The following is a 20,530-nucleotide window of genomic DNA, read 5'->3' on the forward strand; positions in this document are numbered from 1 at the left end:
GTAGGGTTTTCGCTGGGAGCCGTGCCACGGTTATCCAGGCAAACCAATTGAACCGTGGCACGGCTCCCAGCGAAAACCCTACTGGTATGCTGATGGGTACCTTTTCCGAAAGCATTTCAGTATTTACGAGTAGTAATCTGTTGCCTGTTTTCTTTATTTGGTGTCCTGTAGACTAGCCTACAGCCCTAATTCCAATGGAAATCCCTATTTACCAAAAAGCCGAAGTAGTCTATGCTGGTGTGAAAGAGGGGAATTATAGTTACGAGGATTTTAATGGGTTTCTGTATGAACTTCTGGCTGCGAACGTCCTCAAGGAACCAGCTCTGGCAATTGCCCAGCGAGCTTATGATCTAGGTACCGAATGCCTAAGCCCGGATGAACGGCACCTCTTAGTAGATGGAATAAAAGAGTACGGCATGGTGTATTGCGACACCTGTCGAACGGTGATCGTTGTAAAGAGAAATAGCATTAGCCCCTATCTCTTCAGTGTGCATAAACATTAATTAAAAACCTGTCTATGGCTTGTCAAGCGTGCAGGGCCCTGGAGGGTGACTGGACTTCTAAAGAGGAAGAATTTGATAAACTATTTCATATTCTGACCAGTATAGAGTCAGGGCTGGTTAGTACCGGTGTTGCCGAATGCAAAAACTGCCGACAACAAGTTGATTTTGAATTTGATTATACGCTGATCCCAAAATTGAAAGTTCAGTTTATCGAGGAAAAGGGCTAAGTCTGCGCGATAAAGAATTTATGAATTTCCAGACTGTTGATGTTTATCTGACTGCAATGTCGAAACAGTTGGATTTTATAGAACAAACAATTTTAGCCTGACATTAGCTGGCCAAATTCAGGCTAAGTGCTGTGCATTAGGCACGTACCAGTCGTAAAGTCCCGCTTTTAGAATCCATTTATTCAATTGCTCTTTGGTGATTCCGACTAGAAGTACCTTTATATAAGTTAATTTATTTGGCAGAAGCATAAATAATTTATTATCAGTTATTTCCAATAGCTTTAGAAAATAAAATTATAAAATAGCCCATGACAGATATTAATTTACACGATGCAGAAATAACTGGTATCGAGCATGATGAGGCCAGTCAAGAGCTCATCCTAAAAGCCACGCATCCTTCAGGAGAAAAATATCAGATTGTCTTTCTAACAGTTGAGTGGTGGGAGTTATGCTCTTTTGGCGTCCAAAATGTACTTTTTTCCATTGCTCCCTTCGACAAGCATTCATTAACTAAAGGAATTATAGTTGATCAGGATATACCTGATCAGTACGCAAAAATGGTTAGTGAAGGTGATTATGTATTTTTTATCATAAAGGCCTCTATAGGGCTGGAAGGATGGGTGCTTGCAGCAGAAATGCGTATCGACCCTGTATAAATTATTTACCATCTATCTATCCTAAAAAAGCTTTACTTTCTTATTTTGGCTAGTACAACGCATCCCAATGAAATAAAATAGACACATGGAAGTGTTATTGGGGCACACTATTTTGCAGAAAGCCTTTATTATTGACTTGCTTTATGAACAAGCTAACTCAACTTTCCTTCCTAAGCTTATTGCTAGTCAGCCGACTAACCATTGCTCAGTTTGCCTCTACAGCGCTGGATCAAGATCCGGTCTTTACGCAAGTAGCATCCCATCGCATTCACTATCCTGTTAACCCGGCCTCCAGAGCTATATATGGCCGCTTTTATGCTGGATTTGATATTGATCCACAGGGACACATTCGCAATATTTCAGTGCTTTACCCTAAAATGAGTACTCAAATGAGAAAACTCTATGGGTTTGACTACGAAATACAGACCGGTTTAAAACATATGCCTGCCCTAAAACCTAGTTTAGCCGGAAGCTATGTACTACCGATCGCTTTTTGTTTTACTCATTATGGAGAAGGGGCCAACCCGATTGTACCCACTAACGTACTACCTCACGGTTACCAGATAGGCGATCGTATTTTGTTGAGTGAAGTAAAGGTTTTTGCTTCTAGTCCTAGCAATTCAGCGGCCCTTAATCGATTTCCTCCCAGTAGACAGATTGGCCAATGAGCGTTGCTTTTGTTGTATAATCGTACGGTTTATTGATTGTTTACTCATGAAACAGCCTTCACCTTTTCGTATTTTCCTGCGTGTTACGCTGTTTCTAACTGTAACAGTAATTCCCTTACAGGCACAGGTAATTCAGACAGATAGTCTGTTAAGTGGTTTGCCCCAAATTCCAAAAAATGATATTAGTCGTTTGAAAGGAGCATTGAGTCAGCCTGTTAGCTCTGTTCAACTAGCTGATTCTTTGCTTACGCTAACCCGCCAGCTTGCCTATCCAGCTGGTCAGGTAATTGCTCTTTGTCAGTTAGCAGGCCTACGACTACAGCAACAGCAACCCCAGCAGGCAACAGCTCTTTTGCAGCAAGCCAGTCAAGTTGCAGAACAAATCCATGATTTAAAAGAAGCTGTCTGGACAATGAATCAGGTATCCCGGATTCAACGAACAAGCAGTCGAATTGCGCCCATATTTTCCGCATCGTTTGTCCCTGTCCTGGAATCATTGGGGTCAGCCCTAAAAGTCAGTGCATCGATGATGGGTAGAGGAAAATCCAGGTCGTTTCCTTTTGAAACGAACACGCAACCAGATAAACGACTAACTGACAGGCGCTCCTTCCAACCGAACCCCTACGAGTATACACCTCCGATACCCACAGCTCCCTACGAGCCCCCTCGGGAGCATCATTTTCATTTTAAGGCGGACATCGTCGATAGGTTACTCGACACGCTTATTCATTTTGATAAGAGTAATCCAGTGGTTGTGAGTCAACTTAAGGAACAACGGAAACGTCGTGACTCCAGTCAGGCGATGAGTAAGGCGTTCGCCCAAGAAGGTGACTATGCGAAGGCATACCAGTATTTTTTACAATACAGTGCCTATAAAGACAGCTTAACCGCCGAAACAACCACCCGGCGTCTGGCATCACTGGCTTACAAACAGAACCTACTCAAAAAGGAAGCCCAAATCAAACTACTGACTAAAGATCGGCAGTTGCGCGAACAGGAATCGAACCGACAACGGCAGTTTGTGCTAGCGCTTGTCGGAATCATCGTTCTTTTGATAGCGTTCGCGCTGATTTTGACCCGTAATAACCGGGCTAAGCATCTGGCAAATCAACAATTGCATGAGCAAAAAGAAGCCCTTCAACAAACGCTGGCCGAGTTAAAGACTACTCAGAATCAGCTTATTCAATCCGAAAAGATGGCTTCACTGGGCGAACTAACAGCAGGTATTGCCCACGAAATTCAGAATCCACTCAACTTTGTTAACAACTTTTCCGAAGTCAGCACCGAGTTAGTGGACGAATTAAAAGAAGGGCCTTTCCAACAGTTGTCTGATTCGGACAAAGAGTATGCTGACGAGATTCTAGGCGATCTTACGCTGAACCTCCAGAAAATTACGCATCATGGTGGCCGGGCCTCAGCCATCGTTAAAGGTATGCTCGAACACTCCCGCACCTCTACCGGCGAACGTGAATCAACAGATTTGAACGCACTCTGCGATGAATACATGCGGTTGTCTTACCACGGGTTACGCGCCAAAGACAAGACATTTAACGCTGAGTTAAAAACTGACTTCGATCCTGCCTTAGGTAAGGTGGCCGTCGTGTCACAGGATTTAGGTCGGGTGTTGCTCAATTTGTTAAACAATGCCTTCTACGCCGTTTCGGAAAAGAAAAAGCTGCAACCCGATAATTACCATCCATCCGTAAAAATTAGTACGAAACGACTGGGCAATCAGGTGGAGATTCGAATACGTGATAATGGGACGGGCATACCCCAGGCGGTCAAAGAGAAGATTTTCCAGCCATTCTTTACCACGAAGCCAAGTGGCGCAGGTACAGGCTTAGGCCTCTCCCTCTCTTACGATATCATTACCAAAGGGCACAATGGTTCCTTGCAGGTTCAGAGTCAGGAAGGAGAAGGTACCGAGTTCATCATCGAGTTACCTACGGCCAATGAAGCCGTTGCCGCCTAGTACATACGCAAAAACATTGTCTATAATTACCGACCCTTACTTGTATGAATTTACGAAAAACTGACCGAAGGGCTTTTTTTAGAATTGCCGTTGCCAGCCTCCCTCTGGCGGCAATTACAGAACAACCATTATTGGCGGCAGCAACGACTGGTACAGGCAAGGCAAAGAATCTCAAGCTCAGTTGCAACCTCTACTCGTTCAATGAGCCCCTGATGAGTGGTCAAATGACCCTCGAACAGGTACTCACATTTTGCGCTGAGCTTGGTTTCGACGCCGTTGATCCAACGGCCTATTACTTTCCGAATTACCCCGCTTTACCCGAGGACAATTACGTTTACCAGATCAAGCGCAAAGCCTTTCGATTAGGTCTCGACATTAGTGGAACAGGCGTACGAAACGATTTTACCCTGCCTGATCCAGGCCGAAGAAAAGCCGAAGTAGCCTTAGTTAACAAATGGACGGATCTGGCAGCTCGGCTGGGAGCACCTGTCCTGCGGGTGTTTGCCGGTATCGGCAAAGAGTTACCTGCGAACTATAATCGGGAAGAGGTTACGGGCTGGGTTGTCGATGCAATTCGTGAATGTACGGCGTATGCAGCTCAGAAAGGGATTATGATTGTTGTGCAAAATCATGCGGATTTCATTCAAACGGCCGATCATGTTCTGGACATTGTGCGTCGGGTCAATTCAGACTGGCTAGCCGTAAATCTGGATATTGGCAGTTTTAAACTAGGTGATCCTTACGAACAAATTGCCCGAGTGGCTCCTTACGCGGCTACCTGGCAACTCAAAGAAAATCTGTTTGTTGATGGTCGCGAGGTAGAAACCGACCTGAACAAGATTATGCAGATTGTTCGTAACTCAGGCTATCGGGGTTATTTGCCCATCGAAACGCTTGGCAAAGGCGATCCGCGCGAAAAAGTCCCTGTCTTTTACGAAAAAGTAAAGAAAGCATTGGCAGCCATTGGCTGAGCGAAGATTTGTAAAATTCTATAGTCAGTATAAGCGCCCTTTTTTATGTCCGGTAACTCTTCTATCCAATCGGTAGCGTCCAGCAAGGCCAAACAGCGGAAGGAGCTCTATCAGTTGTTAGGAAAACTCCCTGAACGGAAACGACCTATAACGGTAGAACTCATCTCTACGCAGGAAACCGATGAACTGATCACGGAAAAACTCCTTCTCGATATCAATGGGCTGGAAAAAGCAGCCGCTTATTTTACCAAACCAAAGAATAAACCGGGCCGACTGCCCATCGTTTTATTTAACCATTCGCATTTTGGACAGTATGGGGTCGGGAAAAATGAATTTGTTCTGGGCCGACCCGAAATGCAACAGCCACCCTATGCGCTGGCGCTGGCCCGAGCGGGTTATGCAGGCTTATGTATTGACAGTTGGTGCTTTGGCGAACGTCAGGGACGTGGAGAAATGGACACGTTTAAGGAGATGCTGTGGAATGGTCAGGTACTGTGGGGCATGATGGTGTATGACCATTTACGGGCTTTGGATTACCTGCAAACTCGCCCAGATATCGATGTCCGACGAATAGCCACAATGGGTATGTCTATGGGGAGCACAATGGCCTGGTGGCTGGCTGCATTAGACGAACGGATAAAGGTATGCGTTGACCTATGTTGCCTGACGGATTACCAGTCGCTTTTAGAGGCCAAAGGGCTTGGTTTACACGGCATTTACTATTACGTTCCCAGCTTACTGACTCAGTTTACCACCTGGCAAATCAATGGCCTGATTTCTCCCCGCCCCCATTTTAGTTTAGCTGGTCGATTCGACCCGTTAACACCATTGGCTGGTCTGGAAAAAATAAACCAGCATTTAACCGAAATTTACGCTCAGGACGGCAATCCAAGCGCCTGGAAATTAGTAATTTATGAATCTGGGCACCAGGAGACCGAAGCCATGCGGGCAGATATTATGTCCTTTTATCGCCAATGGCTATAAGCTAACGCAACCTTGAGGTTCATCCATCCGTATACTGAGTGAGTGGGCGTCACACCTTGGTCGAAACATATTGTGACGAAAGTTAGATTTGGGGTGAAAAACGCTGGGACTATTAGACCTGGCGTTTTTTGTTTTGGGTACTGCCATGTAGTCTCTTAGCTCTTATAGGACTAAATATGCTGCAAAATCTGATCAAACGGACGAGCCAATAATATATATTGGCTCAATTATTGCATATTAATTTATGCTCATTGGAAATCTGTTTACAGATTTCTTTGAGCTACATATATGGGTATATGGGAAACGCTGACTTGAATAAGGTCAGCGTTTTTTTATTATTTTATATTAAATGTTACCTTTTTACAGAAACTTAGTCTTAAATATGCGTTTCCTAAGATTGGCCCATATAAGCTTTGACAGATACGGCCCCATTATGAATAACGGGGCCGTATCTGTCAGTGAGTATTATGAACACTCGCTACTAGTAGCCAGTCTTTTTCTGCAATTCTTTCCGCACTTTATCAGCCGCAGCTAAATCCATTAGCGTAATATTAGCATTCTTCCTGAGTGTCGGAGAGGCAGTCAGTATTTCGGCTGCCATTTTAATTAGCAGGGCTGCCGTTGCCGATCCGTTTACCTTGCGACGGGTGGCGCGGGCAGGTCTCACATCTGACGTATTAGCCGCTACAGTATACAGGTGAATAGACTCCATTTTGCTTAAAAATTAGTTGTTTATGTTCTATCCTAAGAACAAAATAAACGCAACTTTCAGCATAAAAACAGGCACTTTTTAGGCAAATAAAGTCCATTATTAAGCGACTAAATCATCCTATTAACTCACTTATTATCAGCCACATAATATCCTTAATCGCTGCTATTTAACCACCACCGTAAAATCTGTATCTAAATCGGATGATCCCGGTGCAGCGGTACCATTTTTAGCGTTAGGCTGGTGTCGCAATACAACCTTTAGCTTACCAGAACCAGCAGCTCCGGTTTTCATTTCAGTTGTTAACCCGATGGGATACGGACCCGGTGAAGGATTGGTATCTATGTCAGTCAACGTTATCGTTAACAGATTCGAGGGCGTAGGTGTATATACGAATAAGTGTTCGTTCGCTTTCTCTCTAATTTCAGTTGTTGCGTCCAGCACCGGGGTTTTCGTTTTATCGAGTAAGGAGATGACGCCCGTGTAAGCCGTATTGGCCTTTAGATTCAAGGTAGCATTGCTAAAATCGGGGGTCGTATTCAGATTTTCGATGGTTGCCGTTACACTCTCAGTTGGAGTGGCCTTGTTCGTTAATGTGAGTGTAGCTGTTGTAATGGCCTCATTGTCATCGGTTGGCGCCACATTTTGCTCATCTTTATTACACGCTCCAGCCAGTAGTGCAACACCGGCGAGCCAGATCAACTGGTTTTTAAAGTACTTCATAACTTTCAAAGTTTAAACGTGAAACAGTTTGTTACTAATTGAAAAATGTTAATAAAGGCCCCTACCCTAGTTAGTCTAGGATCATCAGAAACTACAGTAAGTCATTGATTAAAAATCTGTTATCTATTCAGGAGTGTTTGCCTACAGAGAAAGGCAGCTTAATTTTCAAGAGTATATTACGGCCTGGCTCATCGGCGAAGTAGCGAAAGCGGTTCAGGTAGTCGCGGTAGGCTACATTGGCCAGATTGGACCCACTTAAACTAACATTCATTGACTGCCTGCCCACCTGCGTCATAAACCCAAGTTCGGCCCCTAACAGAAAATAAGCAGGTGGCGGAGCCAAAAAATCGCCGGTAAAGATGATCTGCCCGTTCTCCTGCCGGGTCGTTACAGCCGGAGCCCTATTCTGGCGGGCAACATACAATCCAGTCAGAGAGACGTAAAGGTTTGCTAGTTTTCCTACCCTTGACCAGTCGTAACGCAGGCTATTGTCAGACCGATTGGGTGGAATAAACACCAGGTATCCATGATCGGTGTGATTATAGGCGTACAACAGCGAGTTTTTAGTCGTTAGCGTTAGTTGATCGGTCAGTTTATAGTTCAGGGTAGCATCAATGCCGCGAAAGGTAGCCTGTACCTGCGTGTATGTATACGACGGGAAAGCACCTCGTTGCCGGATAATCGGAACCGAATCCGGTTTGAGGTAGATGTAGTTATTAATGAGGTTGTTATAGATGCCAATTTCTCCACTTAGCCGCTTGCCTGCATAAGCCAGCACAAGATTGCCATTGTAGGCCTGCTCAGGTTGGAGATTCGGATTGCCCCGTTCGTAGGCCACCGCACTTTGGTGCAGGCCATTCGAGTACAGATCTGCTACATTAGGTGCGCGCCAGGCAGTACTCAGGTTAGCCGTCAGTGTCAGATCAGGCCGAAGCTGATAGGCTACACCCAGTGAACCATTCGCGTTCTGCCAGTTGTGGGTTTCACTGTACGTTTGTTTGGTAGCTTCATCCAGAAAATAGGCCCGTAACCACCTGTAGTCGTAGCGCAATCCGCCCTCCACCGTCCAGGGACCAACAGCATACCGTTCAATGGCAAACAGACCCGCGCCATAGTTTCGGAAGTTCGGGATCAAAAACAAATACTGACGGACGTTGCCCTGGGTAATGCCATTGAAGCCGAGACTACCCGACCATTGGCCAGCGGTTTTGGTTTTGATCGGCGCGTGCTCCCAAACCAGGTCAGTGGTGTGCGTAACTAATTTGAGGTATAATTCGGGATTGAGCGCTCCACTGAATGAAACATAATCGTATTCCCGACGGGTGTTCTGCTGACGAGCGAACGTAGCGGTTAGTGTGCCTCCTTTAGCTCCATGAATATAGGCCCGCACTTTCAGCAAATCATGCTGGACATCCTGATACGGGCGGTCGAGCGCATACGAAAAACCCGGCTGCACTAGTGGTTGTGGGCTGCTAATGGCTGCGTACAAATCAGCCAGACTACCTACCTGAGCCCCTGTAAACAACCCAACTTTCGTATCGAACTGACTATAAAATACTTCAGTCCCCCAGTTTCGGTGATCGTAATGCAGATCGCCCGAAAAGTTATTTTCGTGGTAGCTGGTATTTTCCAGGTAATAATTAGGGGTTCGCACGTAGCCCGACCGCTTGACCGTTCCCTGCAACCGCCAGCTTAATCCTGCTAATTTCTTGTCGAACGCTCCTTCCAGCATACCCGATGCCACACCCAGACCGCCATTCGTCCCACCAACTACGTTTACTTCGCCACCAATTCCCACCTGGGTAGGCATTGGCTTGGGTTCAACTAAAATGACACCCCCAATGGCATCTGAACCATACCGAATGCTGGCGGCTCCTTTAATAACAGTCAATCGGGCAGCCAGAAACTGGTCTACCTGGGGCGCGTGCTCGGTTCCCCACTGCTGATCTTCCTGCCGAATACCATTGTTCAGAATAATGATCCGGTTGCTGTAAAGCCCATGAATAACCGGTTTGGAAATACTGGGACCGGTCTGAATCGAATACAAACCCGCGAGCGATTTCAGGCTCTCCCCTAGCGATTGACCTCGCGTTTGGTCGAGAGCTGCCCCCGACAAACTAACCTGCGTCTGGAGCAATTGCTGGGCTTCGGAACGGTGCTCGGTAACGATAACTTCCTGCAACGTCTGGTTTTCAGGCGCTAATTGCACTGAAGCTCCGGTAACTACTGAATCTTTCGTAACACGAACGAGCAATTCTCTCGTTTTATAACCAACAAATTGATAAACAAGCGTATACTTCCCTGGGCAAACCCGATCAATCTGAAAAAATCCGCTCGAATCGGCCACGGCACCCGTCGAAAGTTCACGCACATAAACAGTTGCACCAATCAGTGGCTCGCGGTTTTCAGTTCCTAAAATCTTCCCGCTCAGTTTAGTCGTACATGTGATCGATTGAGCAAGGCTCAATGAAACCACACTGACGAATAGACCGCTCACCAAACTAATTCTCCAAAAATTCCGCATCAGTTCCTCTCCGCCTGCTATTAACCAATAGCAAGTTTATTTATGCAACAACGTTGCAATAATAGATAAAAGAAGTGAACTCACCTACAGGCGTTCAATTTTTATTGATTTTTTTTCGGACAGGAGGTTTTAGCAGGGCCTTTTCGAAAGACCCTCAACTAAACTCAGAATCAGATTGCTTACTAGTTTGATCTAATGCAATACCTCAAATACTAACTCTCGCAGTATGTCGCTTTCGCTCATTGTTGGCGTGTCGATACCTTTACTTTGGGCGTCGGCCCGACGGATGGCGTGGATAATGCCGGCGACTTTGGGTAAGGGGAACGTACGGGCTGCCGAGAGATAATCTTTCACAAAAAACGGATTGACCCCGAGCAAGGGAGCCAGTCCTTTATCTGATTGATCTTTGGATGCCTGTACGAGTAGTACTTTACTGAAATAGCCAAATAACTGCGCCAGAATGACTACCAGTGGATTGTCTTTCGGATTGCGCCCGAAATAATCCACAATCTGGTTCGCTTTTACAACATCGCGCTGCGAAAGGGCTTTTTGCAATTCAAAGACGTTGTATTCCTTACTGATCCCCACCAGTCGCTCGACCGTAGCGGCCGAAATTTCTTCGCCAACGTGGAGGTTAATCAGAATTTTGTCGATCTCACTGGCCAGTCGTTTAAGGTCGTTGCCAATGTGATCGGCTAAGAGCTGGCAAGCTTTAGGACTGACCTTTGCACCCTGCTCGCGGCAGTACTCCCCTACCCAATCGGGTATTTTGTTGTCGTAGAGCTTCTTAACACCCAGTAACTTACCCTTCGCTCCGAAAGCTTTTACCCATGCCTTCCGCTCATCAAGGGCAGGTTTTCCATCTTCCCGCGTGTAACAAAGCATTAAAATTGTGCTGGAAAGCGGATTCAGGGCGTAGTCTTCAAAAAGCGTCTGAGCCGATTTGTCATTGATACCATTCATCTGCTGGGCTTCTTTCACAAGCACCAGCTGCCGCTCAGCCATGAATGGATAGCGCCGGGCATAGTTCAGAACGGCCCCAGCATCCGTATCTTTTCCAAATAGCACAAATTGATTAAATCCCCGTTCGGCAACCGGAACGGCCACTTTTTCAAGCTCTTCGGCAATACGGTCGATGTAAAACGGCTCATCGCCATGAATCAGATACACAGGAGCAATCCGTTTGTTACGGATGTCTTTCAAAAGGGCGTCAACGGCAGGAATCAAAACACGAACAGTTTAATGTTTCAGGTTTCAAGTTCCAGATCAATCGTAATCTGGCGCTTAAAACATTGAATCTGGAACTCACAAAAATAACGCTTAACAATCATTTGTGCCGAATTAAAACGTCGCAACCTAATTACGACGAAAAGTAGGGCCACGTTTTCTATATTTATCTCTTCACTTACAACCGCTTCCATCAATGAAAATCGTTCTCCTCTGGCTAAATGGACTACTTTTACTTTTATCCTCTTCAACAATTGCCCAAACACCTAGCCCGTATGAACGGCAGGAAGTGATGATTCCGATGCGCGATGGCGTTCGGCTGAATACGGTAATTTATACGCTCAAAGTCAGTAAAGAGCCGCTCCCTTTTTTGCTGACTCGCACACCTTACGGCGTTAGTGGAACCGAAACCCCGGATCGGATTCCGTACGTAAAAGACATGGCAGACGATGGCTACATCTTTGTGTACCAGGATATTCGAGGCCGCTATAAATCAGAAGGCACCTTTGAAATGCAGCGATTTACGCGCAATAAAAAAGATCTCAAAGCCATTGATGAAAGTACTGACACCTACGACACCATTGAGTGGCTACTGGCGCATATTCCCAACAACAATAAAAAAGTGGGCATGTACGGAATTTCGTACGCTGGCTGGACAACTGCAGTTGCGGCCATTGATCCGCACCCAGCCCTGGCAACCGTTTCGGAGCAGGCAACGCCCTCGGATATGTTTCTGGGCGACGATTTTCATCACAATGGTGCTTTTCGACTGAGTTATGGCTTCGAATATGCCTTTATGGAAGAAGCTACTAAAACGGATTCCCTGTTTCCCTTTCCAAATTATGACACCTACGACTGGTAGCTGAAACTAGGCCCACTTTCGAACGTTAACAAGCTGTATTTCAAAGAGAAATTACCAACCTGGAACGACTTTGTAAAACACCCTAACTACGACTCGTTCTGGCAGAAACAATCCTTGATTAACCGCATCGATAGTCCCAAAATCCCCACGATGAACGTAGCTGGCTGGTGGGATCAGGAAGATTTTTATGGTCCGCTAAAAGCGTATCAGCTCTGGGAAAAGCAAGATCAGGCCCATAAAAACTTTCTGGTGGCAGGCCCTTGGAATCACGGGGGATGGGGCCGGAGTGATGGGCGCACGCTGGGAAATATCAAGTTCGATACTGCTACGTCTGTTACTTTCCGAAAAGAGATTCAGGCTCCCTGGTTTGCTTATTATTTAAAAGGGAAAGGGTCAGGGAATTTTGCCGAAGCCGTGACGTTTCAAACAGGCTCCAATACCTGGAAACGCTACGAAACCTGGCCACCGAAAGAAGCCGGCAAACGTAATCTGTATTTTCAGGCTAACGGAAAACTATCCTTTGACGCGCCTAAAACTACCACTGGCTCCGACGCCTATGTTTCTGATCCAGCCCAACCTGTCCCCTATCGAACGCGTCCCATTGAAGCCACTTATGGGCCAGGTTCCCGCTGGCGAACCTGGCTGACAGAAGATCAGCGATTTGTGCACAATCGTTCAGATGTGCTTTCCTGGGAAACCGACGCGTTGCCCGAAGATGTAACGGTAACGGGTGAGGTATTGGCGAAATTATTTGCCGCCACAACCGGCAGCGACGCTGACTGGGTAGTTAAACTGATTGACGTCTATCCGGCTTACTATCCGCAACAACTCGCCATGAGTGGCTACCAGCTTATGGTGGCGAATGATGTATTTCGGGGGCGATTCCGAACTAGTTTTGAAAAACCTGAAGCGATTCAGCCCAACAAAACAGAAACGTACACGATTGATTTACATACGATCAACCACGTTTTCAAGAAAGGGCACAAGATGATGGTGCAGATTCAAAGCACCTGGTTCCCCATCATTGATCGTAACCCACAGAAATTTGTCCCGAATATTTTCGAAGCCAAAGAAACCGATTACCAAAAGGCAACTCATACTATTTTCCGTTCCGCTGCGTATCCATCCCATCTGGAGTTGAGCGTAATCGGAAAATAATTTTCCTCAACGATTCGTGATAGGGTTCTAACTCATATCACGAATCGTTAGCCAAAAATTAATGTTGGTAAAGCCGCCCCTGTTCTCTCCGTTCTCGCTTGGCTACGCCGAGTGAGAACAGGGAGACCGGGGAGATATTCATTATGTGTGACCCCGACGGGGTCAGATGTTTATAGAAAGCTGCCATTGGCTACAAACATTTGACCCCATCGGGGTCACACAGTCAGGCTAATTGATTTATAATCAAAGGGAAAATCTCATAGTTCGCGTTAAATATAGAGTAGTAGCTAAACGTCGGGCCGCTTTCTGCATGTATCATAATATACAGCAAGAATGACTCCCTTCTCCATGAAAGCGCTTTCTCTCCTTTGTCTTTTCACGTTTCTCTCATTACGGGTATATTCTCAACCAACTGAATCCTATCCTGTTCACCCCGATGCGCAAGTGAAAGAAGGGGTGCCCAAGGGAGAGGTACTCAAATTTACGTTCGACAATTCTAAAATCTTTCCGGGCACCTGGCGTGAGTATTGGGTGTATATCCCGGCTCAATACCAGCCATCCCAACCAGCCTGTGTTTATGTTAATCAGGATGGAATTCAGTGGCAAGCCCCTACCGTTTTCGATAATTTGATTCACAAAAAAGAAATGCCCGTCACGATTGGGATATTCGTGATGCACGGTCGGGTCAAAGCCGCCAATCCAGATGCTGCCCTTGATCGCTTCAATCGTAGTTTTGAATACGACGGCTTAGGTGATAATTACGCCCGGTTTCTGCTGGAAGAACTTTTTCCTGACATCGAAACAAAAAAAGCTACCGATGGACGTGCTATACATCTTTCCAAAAATGGGAATGATCATGCCATTGGAGGATCAAGCAGCGGTGCCGTTTGTGCCTTCACTGCCGCCTGGGAACGCCCGGATGCCTTTAGTCGAGTCTTCAGCACGATTGGTACTTATGTAGGTTTGCGTGGTGCAGACAACTACCATACACTTATCCGAAAATTTGAACCTAAGCCGCTTCGCATTTTCCTGCAGGACGGGACCAATGATCTAAATATTTACGCTGGCGACTGGTGGATGGCCAATCAGACGATGGAGCGCTCTCTGATATTTGCAGGCTATGAAGTACAACATACCTGGGGCGAAGGAGCGCACAATGGCAAACACGGTACGGCGATTTTTGCCGATGCCATGCGCTATTTGTGGAAAGATTGGCCACAACCTATCAAAACTGGGATGTCTAAAAATCAGATGTTTACCGATGTCCTGCTGCCCAATGAGGGTTGGCAATTGGTAGGAGAAAATTACTCAACTTCAGAAGGCCCCGCTGCCAATGCCAAAGGCGAAGTATTTTTTACGGATGGCCCAACGAAAAAAAACTGGAAAGTAGGCTTGGATGGAAAAGCCAGCTTACTTCCAGAAAAGTCAGGCAATTTTCACGGACAAGCATTTAGTCCCGACGGGCGAATGTACGCTACGACAATCGCGACACCCAAACTAATGGCTTATTCTCCCGACGGGAAACTCACGGCTATTGCCCAGGGCTTTACCGGCAATGATCTGGTTGTGGCAAATAATGGGAATTGCTATGTTACTAGTCCTTCTCAAGGTACGAATGGACTCAGTAACGTTTGGTTGATTCGCCCCAATGGACAGAAGGTTACCGTCGATGCCAGCCTTGGCCTGGCTACTGGCGTTACGCTTTCGCCCGACCAGACCTTACTCTACGTAGCTGACAATCAATCGCATTGGGTTTATAGTTTCACAATTCAACCCGATGGAACTCTGGCTAATAAACAAAAATATTACTGGATTCATACCCCAGATACAGCCGATGATGCGGGTATCGGTGGGCTCAAAACCGACCGTGATGGGCGTCTCTACGTAACGACACGCATGGGCATTCAGGTGTGCGACCAGGCAGGCCGTGTCAATCTCATCTTGCCTACTCCTAACGGAAAGGTTTCGAATATCTGTTTTGGCAGTGAGAATTTTGATATTCTTTTTGCGACCTGCGGTAACAAAGTGTACAAACGAAAACTCAATGTTAAAGGCGCTAATGCCTGGGAAAAACCCAACAAACCAACCGCTCCCAGATTATAACGCACCAAGACTCTATAGCTCTCTAAATCATTCAGGATCTACTAGACCACAGGCAAAAGTAGCCTGGTGAGTTTCCCATTTACTCACTTTAGAAAACTAACAAATTCAATTGGGGTTATAAGCCTTGTTCAATTCATGGGCTTAATCCCGTTGTGTCCTCCAGCGATAAATGGCCTGAACATCCAAAGAATCTCTCCAGAATGGTTTTTAATAGATAAAGTTGCTATGGACGAACAAAATATAAAAAAAGTGGCCAGAGTCCTTTTAGGAGGCACGTTAATTTTTGCGGGCATCAGCCATTTGACCTTTGCCCGGAAAGAGTTCAGGGCGCAGGTTCCAGATGAAATCCCTTTGCCGAAAGATGACACGGTTATTTATTCGGGCGTGGCCGAGATTGCTTTGGGCAGTAGCCTGGTATTGACGAATGATAAACATCAAAAGGCTGTGGGCAAAGTAGCAGCCGCATTTTTTACAGCTGTTTTCCCTGGTAACATTTCTCAGTTTGCTCATCATAGAAGCGCCTTCGGTTTAGATACAGACCGGAAACGATTCATTCGCCTGTTTTTTCAGCCCGTCCTGGTCTTTTGGGCTTTAAAGAGTACGGACAATCTGTAAACGATTTGCTCCATGTTGCCACTCTTTACTAAGACATAATTCCGGCAAGTGCTACCCTTCTTGGGCTAACATCTGCCGGAATTACGTCTTAGTAAAAACGACTTTAAACACAAAAATTAGTTGAAATAGCGGTCAGCAAATTTTAGAAAGGTTGGCCAGTTCGGACCTGTCGTGTGCCCACCACTGTGCTGACGAAACGCAATGTCACCATCCACAAGAGCTGTTTCCATGGGCGGAAACTCCATGGTTCCCAGATCTTTCTTACCCAATAGTTTGTAAACAGGGCCCGCATACGCACCCCCTAAAAACATCCCTTTGGCATCCACCCAGTATCCTTCCACTTTAGGCGAACCCGAACTGATAAACACCGGACGCGGTGCACAGAGAGCGACTAACTCATGCGCATCGACGGGTAAATCATTGGGAGTCAATGGACCAGCGTATTTGATAAAGTTACCCGCCATCCAGTGATATCCACCTGATGAAGCTATATTCTCAACCTGCTCACCGAATTTACGCCGGTGAATCTTAACGCCACCCTCGCCCGATGAACCTACGAAAGCAATGGCAATACGAGGCTCATAGGCCATCGTTACAATGGCGGCTTTCCCGTAGCGCGACAACCCTTCGATCCCCACCTTTTTGGCATTCACTGCTTTGTCGGTCTCAAAATAATCCATAGCCCGGCTGGCACCCCACACCCAGGCTCGTAACGCGCCCCAATCGTCGGGTTTACGCGGTTGGCCTTTGTTGATCAGCCCAATGATGCCTTTGGTCAAACCGGCGCCATTATCAGGCTGATAACTCGTTGGGTATAGGATCGCGTACCCCCAGCCTTTGGCCAGGAGTTGCTGCTGCCAGGTAGGTTCAGGTTTGGTCGCTTGTGTGGCTGTGCCCGATGTAGCAGTTGTAGATGCTGGCATTCGAAAACCGGGTGGAAAGCGGAAGCCATAGCTCATCATGACAGGTACAGCACTGGTTGCGTTGGCGGGTGTTGAGAGGATTAATTCAATATCAACGTTGATTGATGGATAGGATGAGTTATCGACATGACCTACCAGGTTTTTAGTGATAACCGGAAAATCGCCATTCATCTCCCTGGTTTCGCTGATTATTTTCCAGGTTACTTTCGGTATGTTCTTCGGAACGCGTCCATATATTTCCCGGTCGAAATCTTCCACAATTTCAGGTCGCCGTTCATTCCACCATTGTTTGGCTGTAGTTACTTTCTTGCCATTTTTCAATGTCAGGGGATCGGGCAGGCTGGTGTAAGGCGTTGCCTGTGACTCATCGATGTTCGCGTAATTGGGCGCATCTGGATTGCCCGACGGGCCGGGTCGCAGTGAAGTAATGTGCAATTGCTCCAGCATCTGGGCGTGATCTGCTGCCGACTCTTTTTGGATAATAGCCTGAGCAGCCAAAAAAGCCCGTCTTGTCGAATCCTGTTCCTGAGCGACGGCCGTCAGACTCATCAACGCGTAAATAATCAGAAAATAACCTGTCTTTTCCATAAGGCAAACAATTGGTAGGTAAGGAATTAGTTTCGATTAATTGTAATTTGCCGTAAGGGTAACAACGTTTCTCATCAATACCCAAACAACACGTATGAAACTTTGTGTAGCTCAGATAAGGTCGATCAAAGGTGACATTCTACAGAATAGCAATACCCATAAACGATTAATAGAACAGGCTATTCATAACGGAGCCGACCTGATTGTTTTCCCAGAATTGTCGTTAACTGGTTATGAACCCGAGCTGGCCAACGAACTGGCAACTACGCCAGATGATCGTCGATTTGATGATTTTCAGGCAATTAGTGACGCTAACCAAATTACGATTTGTGTAGGAATGCCAACAACGAGTGATTCAGGTATTCGAATCAGTATGCTTATTTTCCAACCTCATCAACCCCGACAAACCTACTCCAAACAATACATCCATCCCGACGAGGAACCCTATTTTAGCACTGGTCAGGGTCAGGTCTTTTTGACCGGGAACGCTACTAAAATTGCACTTGCCATTTGCTATGAATTGTCCGTGCCTGAGCATGCAGAAAACGCGGCTAAACATGGAGCCGAAATTTACATAGCCAGTGTAGCCAAATCCGCTGATGGTGTTGAAAAAGCCAGTAAGCGATTAGCTGAGATTGCCAGTACGTATTCGATGACCGTACTCATGGCAAACAATATTGGCTACTGCGATAACTTTGAAGGTGCTGGAAAATCTTCGGTTTGGACTAACAAAGGTGCATTGGTCGGTCAATTGAATGGCACCGATGAAGGAATTCTACTCTTTGACACAGTCACGCAGGAACTGGTGTCTCAAGAAAACTTAATTACCTAACCAAAGTTAGAACCTCAATCATTGATAGATTCTACCTTCGCCTGATTACTTTCGTTCGCTAACCGTTTCAAATCGTTCAGTCCCCAGTCCTGCATAACGTACAAAATAGGAATCAGTGACTCGCCGTATTCCGTGACTTTGTATTCTACCCGTGGCGGAATTTCGGCATAAATGATTCGTTCGAGAATCCCATCCTCTTCAAGCTCCCTTAATTGGTTGACCAGCATCTGCTTGCTAATGACGGGAACAGCCCTTTGCAGCATACTAAATCGGTTGCAATTTTTACTGATTGCGTAAATAAGCAATGGCTTCCATTTACCACCAATTCGGTTTAAGCAATGGGTGACAGGACAATTGTTGGGGTTAAAATGTTTGTTCTTTCGCGTATTTTCCATTAGTCTATAAAAATGTACTAGTACCGATTCTCCTGACTACTTGTCGATTCTGGACAAAGGTAACACCTTTGCTTACTCAAAGACGAGACTCTCAAAAACAGAAGACAATGACAGTAGACCAAATCAAACAATCTATTCAGGGTGACTGGGTAAGCATCGCACCCGAAATACGGCCAAGCATTGGCAAAAACGCCGATGGTAGCATGAAGCCGTTTTACCTGACACGGGCTTTTACCTATTTGGCAGGCGACAAATTTGAGTTGGTCGTAGTTAATTCGGCCGATGCATATGGCAAAGTGCCCCTGGTAAGAATCACCATTAAAGGACACATCGTATGGCAGGGTCCACATCCCATTGCAACAGGCGCCCAAAAAGTAGACTTTATTGCGGATGAGACTTATGAAGTAACCCCCTTGCTTCAAGGGTTTGCAGACGCGATGAATCAACTCGCCAGCAAAGGATTTGCCAAGTGGGAAGTGAATACTACGCAAAGCATTATGGGCAAAGCATTTGCTCCGTTTGGACTTGAAGAAGGGCAAATTTTCTCTGAGTTCGATCTGATCTACGTACTGAATGATATGCTGTTTTGGGGCGCAAGAAATGTAGATGGTCGTGGCTTTGACACAGAAGCAAACCGGCCAACTAATTTGCAAATTCCGATGATGAGAAAATAGCAATCGTTGATTGGCTGATCTGCTAAACGCCTTATCGTCCCTTCTCCAATCTGGATACAACAACAAGAGATTGGGCTACTTTTTTCAGAGTGAGTACACGGACTTTTGCATCAGTAAAACTCACGTGTAAAAAAGTAAACAATGAGCAGTCTCAAACAAATTGAATTAGGCAGCCAGGGACTTGTTGTTCCGGCAATCGGGCTTGGTTGCATGGGCATGACAAAGATTGCGGGAATGGACATTTATGGGCAAGCCGACGAAACGGAATCCATCGCTACCATTCATCGCTCGCTGGAATTAGGAGGAAATTTTCTGGATACCGCCGATCTATATGGCCCTCTGGCAAACGAACGGCTCATTGCCAAAGCCATTAAAGGGAACCGCGACAAATACATCATTGCCAGTAAGTTCGGCTACGAAATAGACGACAACGAGCAGCTTACCTGGCGTATAAACGGGCAACCAGATTATGTAAAAAAGGCGATTGAGCGTTCCCTTAAGAATCTGGGTACCGATTATATAGACCTCTATTATTTGCATCGGCTAGACCCCAATACACCCATTGAAGAAACGGTTGGCGCCATGGCCGACCTCATCAAAGAAGGGAAGGTTGGTTATATCGGTCTTTCTGAAGTATCGGCGGCTACCATAAAAAAAGCGCATCAGGTGCATCCGCTGACAGCTGTACAAACCGAATACTCCTTTTTTGAGCGAAGCGTAGAGGAAGAGGGCACGTTAGGTGTGCTTCATGAACTCGGAATCGGATTTGTGGCTTATTCACCGGTGGGCAGAGGGTTTCTTACCGGAGCGATTCAAAGCCCGGACGATTTTCCTGAAAATGATTTTAGACGGAGTATTCCCCGTTTTCAGGGCGAACAGTTTTACAAAAACATTGAGTTGGTCAATGCGATTAAAGAATTGGCTAATGCAAAAGGAATCACTCCTTCGCAGTTGGCCATTGCCTGGATCATTTCTAAAGGATATGTACCCATTCCAGGTACGAAACGCAGGACCTACGTAGCCGAAAATATCGCAGCAACTGAGATTACACTGACGACCGAAGAACTTGCGAAATTAGAAGCAATCGTTCCATTAGGCGTATCAACCGGAGATCGCTACGATGCCGCAGGTATGGCAATGGTTGGTTTGTAATTGACCTCACCCCCAGCCCCTCTCCTAAAACAGGAGAGGGGTGCATCGTGGAGCCTCTTTATAG

General features: G+C 46.1%; 17 protein-coding genes and 1 pseudogene. 12 read left to right on the plus strand and 6 right to left on the minus strand.

What is annotated here, in order from left to right:
* The first annotated feature begins 194 nt into the window (after nt 1-194).
* The 6 genes from GO755_RS07855 to GO755_RS07880 all read left to right on the plus strand — a co-directional run bounded on the left by GO755_RS07855 (nt 195) and on the right by GO755_RS07880 (nt 5,981).
* Nucleotides 195-503 carry a hypothetical protein gene (locus tag GO755_RS07855; RefSeq protein ID WP_157584205.1) on the plus strand — a complete coding sequence of 103 codons (309 nt, stop codon included), beginning with the start codon at nt 195-197 and terminating at the stop codon, nt 501-503.
* Nucleotides 504-1,038: 535 nt separating this feature from the next.
* Nucleotides 1,039-1,386 carry a hypothetical protein gene (locus GO755_RS07860; protein WP_157584206.1) on the plus strand — a complete coding sequence of 116 codons (348 nt, stop codon included), beginning with the start codon at nt 1,039-1,041 and terminating at the stop codon, nt 1,384-1,386.
* A 143-nt stretch (nt 1,387-1,529) separates the two neighbouring features.
* On the plus strand, nt 1,530-2,054 hold the full coding sequence (locus tag GO755_RS07865; RefSeq protein WP_157584207.1) for a hypothetical protein: 525 nt from the start codon (nt 1,530-1,532) through the stop codon (nt 2,052-2,054).
* 46 nt (nt 2,055-2,100) lie between these two features.
* Nucleotides 2,101-4,026, plus strand: coding sequence for a sensor histidine kinase (locus GO755_RS07870; protein WP_157584208.1), 1,926 nt, complete (start codon nt 2,101-2,103; stop codon nt 4,024-4,026).
* 44 nt (nt 4,027-4,070) lie between these two features.
* Nucleotides 4,071-4,997 (plus strand): sugar phosphate isomerase/epimerase family protein, encoded by a 927-nt coding sequence (locus tag GO755_RS07875; RefSeq protein ID WP_157584209.1) that lies wholly within the window; start codon nt 4,071-4,073, stop codon nt 4,995-4,997.
* Nucleotides 4,998-5,042: 45 nt separating this feature from the next.
* The gene (locus GO755_RS07880) at nt 5,043-5,981 is read left to right on the plus strand and encodes a dienelactone hydrolase family protein (protein WP_157584210.1); all 939 of its coding nucleotides are present in this window, start codon (nt 5,043-5,045) and stop codon (nt 5,979-5,981) included.
* A gap of 481 nt (nt 5,982-6,462) precedes the next feature.
* Here the strand turns inward: GO755_RS07880 and GO755_RS07885 are convergent, their stop codons facing one another.
* The 4 genes from GO755_RS07885 to holA all read right to left on the minus strand — a co-directional run bounded on the left by GO755_RS07885 (nt 6,463) and on the right by holA (nt 11,164).
* Complete coding sequence (locus GO755_RS07885) at nt 6,463-6,693, minus strand: hypothetical protein (protein ID WP_157584211.1); 231 nt, start codon at nt 6,691-6,693, stop codon at nt 6,463-6,465.
* Between the two features lie 162 nt (nt 6,694-6,855).
* On the minus strand, nt 6,856-7,413 hold the full coding sequence (locus GO755_RS07890) for a hypothetical protein (RefSeq protein WP_157584212.1): 558 nt from the start codon (nt 7,411-7,413) through the stop codon (nt 6,856-6,858).
* 127 nt (nt 7,414-7,540) lie between these two features.
* Entirely contained in the window at nt 7,541-9,937 is a 2,397-nt protein-coding gene (locus tag GO755_RS07895; RefSeq protein ID WP_157584213.1) for a TonB-dependent receptor, read from the minus strand.
* 192 nt (nt 9,938-10,129) lie between these two features.
* Nucleotides 10,130-11,164, minus strand: coding sequence for a DNA polymerase III subunit delta (gene holA / locus GO755_RS07900; protein ID WP_157584214.1), 1,035 nt, complete (start codon nt 11,162-11,164; stop codon nt 10,130-10,132).
* Between the two features lie 301 nt (nt 11,165-11,465).
* Here holA and GO755_RS40870 point away from each other — a divergent pair.
* The 3 genes and pseudogenes from GO755_RS40870 (at nt 11,466) to GO755_RS07915 (ending at nt 15,902) form a co-directional block, all read left to right on the plus strand.
* Nucleotides 11,466-13,184 (plus strand): annotated as a pseudogene (locus tag GO755_RS40870) (CocE/NonD family hydrolase).
* 348 nt (nt 13,185-13,532) lie between these two features.
* A complete protein-coding gene (locus tag GO755_RS07910) occupies nt 13,533-15,287 on the plus strand; it encodes an SMP-30/gluconolactonase/LRE family protein (RefSeq protein ID WP_157584215.1) in 1,755 nt (584 codons plus the stop codon).
* A 225-nt stretch (nt 15,288-15,512) separates the two neighbouring features.
* Nucleotides 15,513-15,902 carry a DoxX family protein gene (locus tag GO755_RS07915; RefSeq protein ID WP_157584831.1) on the plus strand — a complete coding sequence of 130 codons (390 nt, stop codon included), beginning with the start codon at nt 15,513-15,515 and terminating at the stop codon, nt 15,900-15,902.
* A gap of 116 nt (nt 15,903-16,018) precedes the next feature.
* On the opposite strand, the gene GO755_RS07920 is transcribed toward GO755_RS07915, so the two are convergent.
* Nucleotides 16,019-17,413: a glucuronyl esterase domain-containing protein gene (locus GO755_RS07920; protein ID WP_157584216.1), complete on the minus strand. Its 1,395-nt coding sequence runs from the start codon at nt 17,411-17,413 to the stop codon at nt 16,019-16,021.
* Nucleotides 17,414-17,507: 94 nt separating this feature from the next.
* On the opposite strand from GO755_RS07920, the gene GO755_RS07925 reads away from it, so the two are divergent.
* A complete protein-coding gene (locus GO755_RS07925; protein ID WP_157584217.1) occupies nt 17,508-18,245 on the plus strand; it encodes a carbon-nitrogen hydrolase family protein in 738 nt (245 codons plus the stop codon).
* A gap of 14 nt (nt 18,246-18,259) precedes the next feature.
* On the opposite strand, the gene GO755_RS07930 is transcribed toward GO755_RS07925, so the two are convergent.
* Nucleotides 18,260-18,640 (minus strand): winged helix-turn-helix transcriptional regulator, encoded by a 381-nt coding sequence (locus GO755_RS07930; RefSeq protein ID WP_157584218.1) that lies wholly within the window; start codon nt 18,638-18,640, stop codon nt 18,260-18,262.
* A gap of 107 nt (nt 18,641-18,747) precedes the next feature.
* Here GO755_RS07930 and GO755_RS07935 point away from each other — a divergent pair, with 107 nt between their 5' ends.
* Nucleotides 18,748-19,314 (plus strand): hypothetical protein, encoded by a 567-nt coding sequence (locus GO755_RS07935; protein ID WP_157584219.1) that lies wholly within the window; start codon nt 18,748-18,750, stop codon nt 19,312-19,314.
* A 141-nt stretch (nt 19,315-19,455) separates the two neighbouring features.
* Entirely contained in the window at nt 19,456-20,466 is a 1,011-nt protein-coding gene (locus tag GO755_RS07940; RefSeq protein ID WP_157584220.1) for an aldo/keto reductase, read from the plus strand.
* Nucleotides 20,467-20,530: the final 64 nt, after the last annotated feature.

Source organism: Spirosoma arboris (genome assembly GCF_009754945.1).
GTDB classification, from domain to species: domain Bacteria; phylum Bacteroidota; class Bacteroidia; order Cytophagales; family Spirosomataceae; genus Spirosoma; species Spirosoma arboris.

What these genes read in the sequence shown, in the direction of transcription:
- GO755_RS07865 (WP_157584207.1), top strand. Translation starts at nt 1,530, where the DNA reads ATGAACAAGCTAACTCAACTTTCCTTCCTAAGCTTATTGCTAGTCAGC.
- GO755_RS07890 (WP_157584212.1), bottom strand. Translation starts at nt 7,413, where the DNA reads ATGAAGTACTTTAAAAACCAGTTGATCTGGCTCGCCGGTGTTGCACTA.
- GO755_RS07895 (WP_157584213.1), bottom strand. Translation starts at nt 9,937, where the DNA reads ATGCGGAATTTTTGGAGAATTAGTTTGGTGAGCGGTCTATTCGTCAGT.
- GO755_RS07880 (WP_157584210.1), top strand. Translation starts at nt 5,043, where the DNA reads ATGTCCGGTAACTCTTCTATCCAATCGGTAGCGTCCAGCAAGGCCAAA.
- GO755_RS07925 (WP_157584217.1), top strand. Translation starts at nt 17,508, where the DNA reads ATGAAACTTTGTGTAGCTCAGATAAGGTCGATCAAAGGTGACATTCTA.
- GO755_RS07860 (WP_157584206.1), top strand. Translation starts at nt 1,039, where the DNA reads ATGACAGATATTAATTTACACGATGCAGAAATAACTGGTATCGAGCAT.
- GO755_RS07935 (WP_157584219.1), top strand. Translation starts at nt 18,748, where the DNA reads ATGACAGTAGACCAAATCAAACAATCTATTCAGGGTGACTGGGTAAGC.
- GO755_RS07915 (WP_157584831.1), top strand. Translation starts at nt 15,513, where the DNA reads ATGGACGAACAAAATATAAAAAAAGTGGCCAGAGTCCTTTTAGGAGGC.
- GO755_RS07940 (WP_157584220.1), top strand. Translation starts at nt 19,456, where the DNA reads ATGAGCAGTCTCAAACAAATTGAATTAGGCAGCCAGGGACTTGTTGTT.
- GO755_RS07870 (WP_157584208.1), top strand. Translation starts at nt 2,101, where the DNA reads ATGAAACAGCCTTCACCTTTTCGTATTTTCCTGCGTGTTACGCTGTTT.
- GO755_RS07910 (WP_157584215.1), top strand. Translation starts at nt 13,533, where the DNA reads ATGAAAGCGCTTTCTCTCCTTTGTCTTTTCACGTTTCTCTCATTACGG.
- GO755_RS07885 (WP_157584211.1), bottom strand. Translation starts at nt 6,693, where the DNA reads ATGGAGTCTATTCACCTGTATACTGTAGCGGCTAATACGTCAGATGTG.
- GO755_RS07920 (WP_157584216.1), bottom strand. Translation starts at nt 17,413, where the DNA reads ATGGAAAAGACAGGTTATTTTCTGATTATTTACGCGTTGATGAGTCTG.
- GO755_RS07930 (WP_157584218.1), bottom strand. Translation starts at nt 18,640, where the DNA reads ATGGAAAATACGCGAAAGAACAAACATTTTAACCCCAACAATTGTCCT.
- GO755_RS07875 (WP_157584209.1), top strand. Translation starts at nt 4,071, where the DNA reads ATGAATTTACGAAAAACTGACCGAAGGGCTTTTTTTAGAATTGCCGTT.
- GO755_RS07855 (WP_157584205.1), top strand. Translation starts at nt 195, where the DNA reads ATGGAAATCCCTATTTACCAAAAAGCCGAAGTAGTCTATGCTGGTGTG.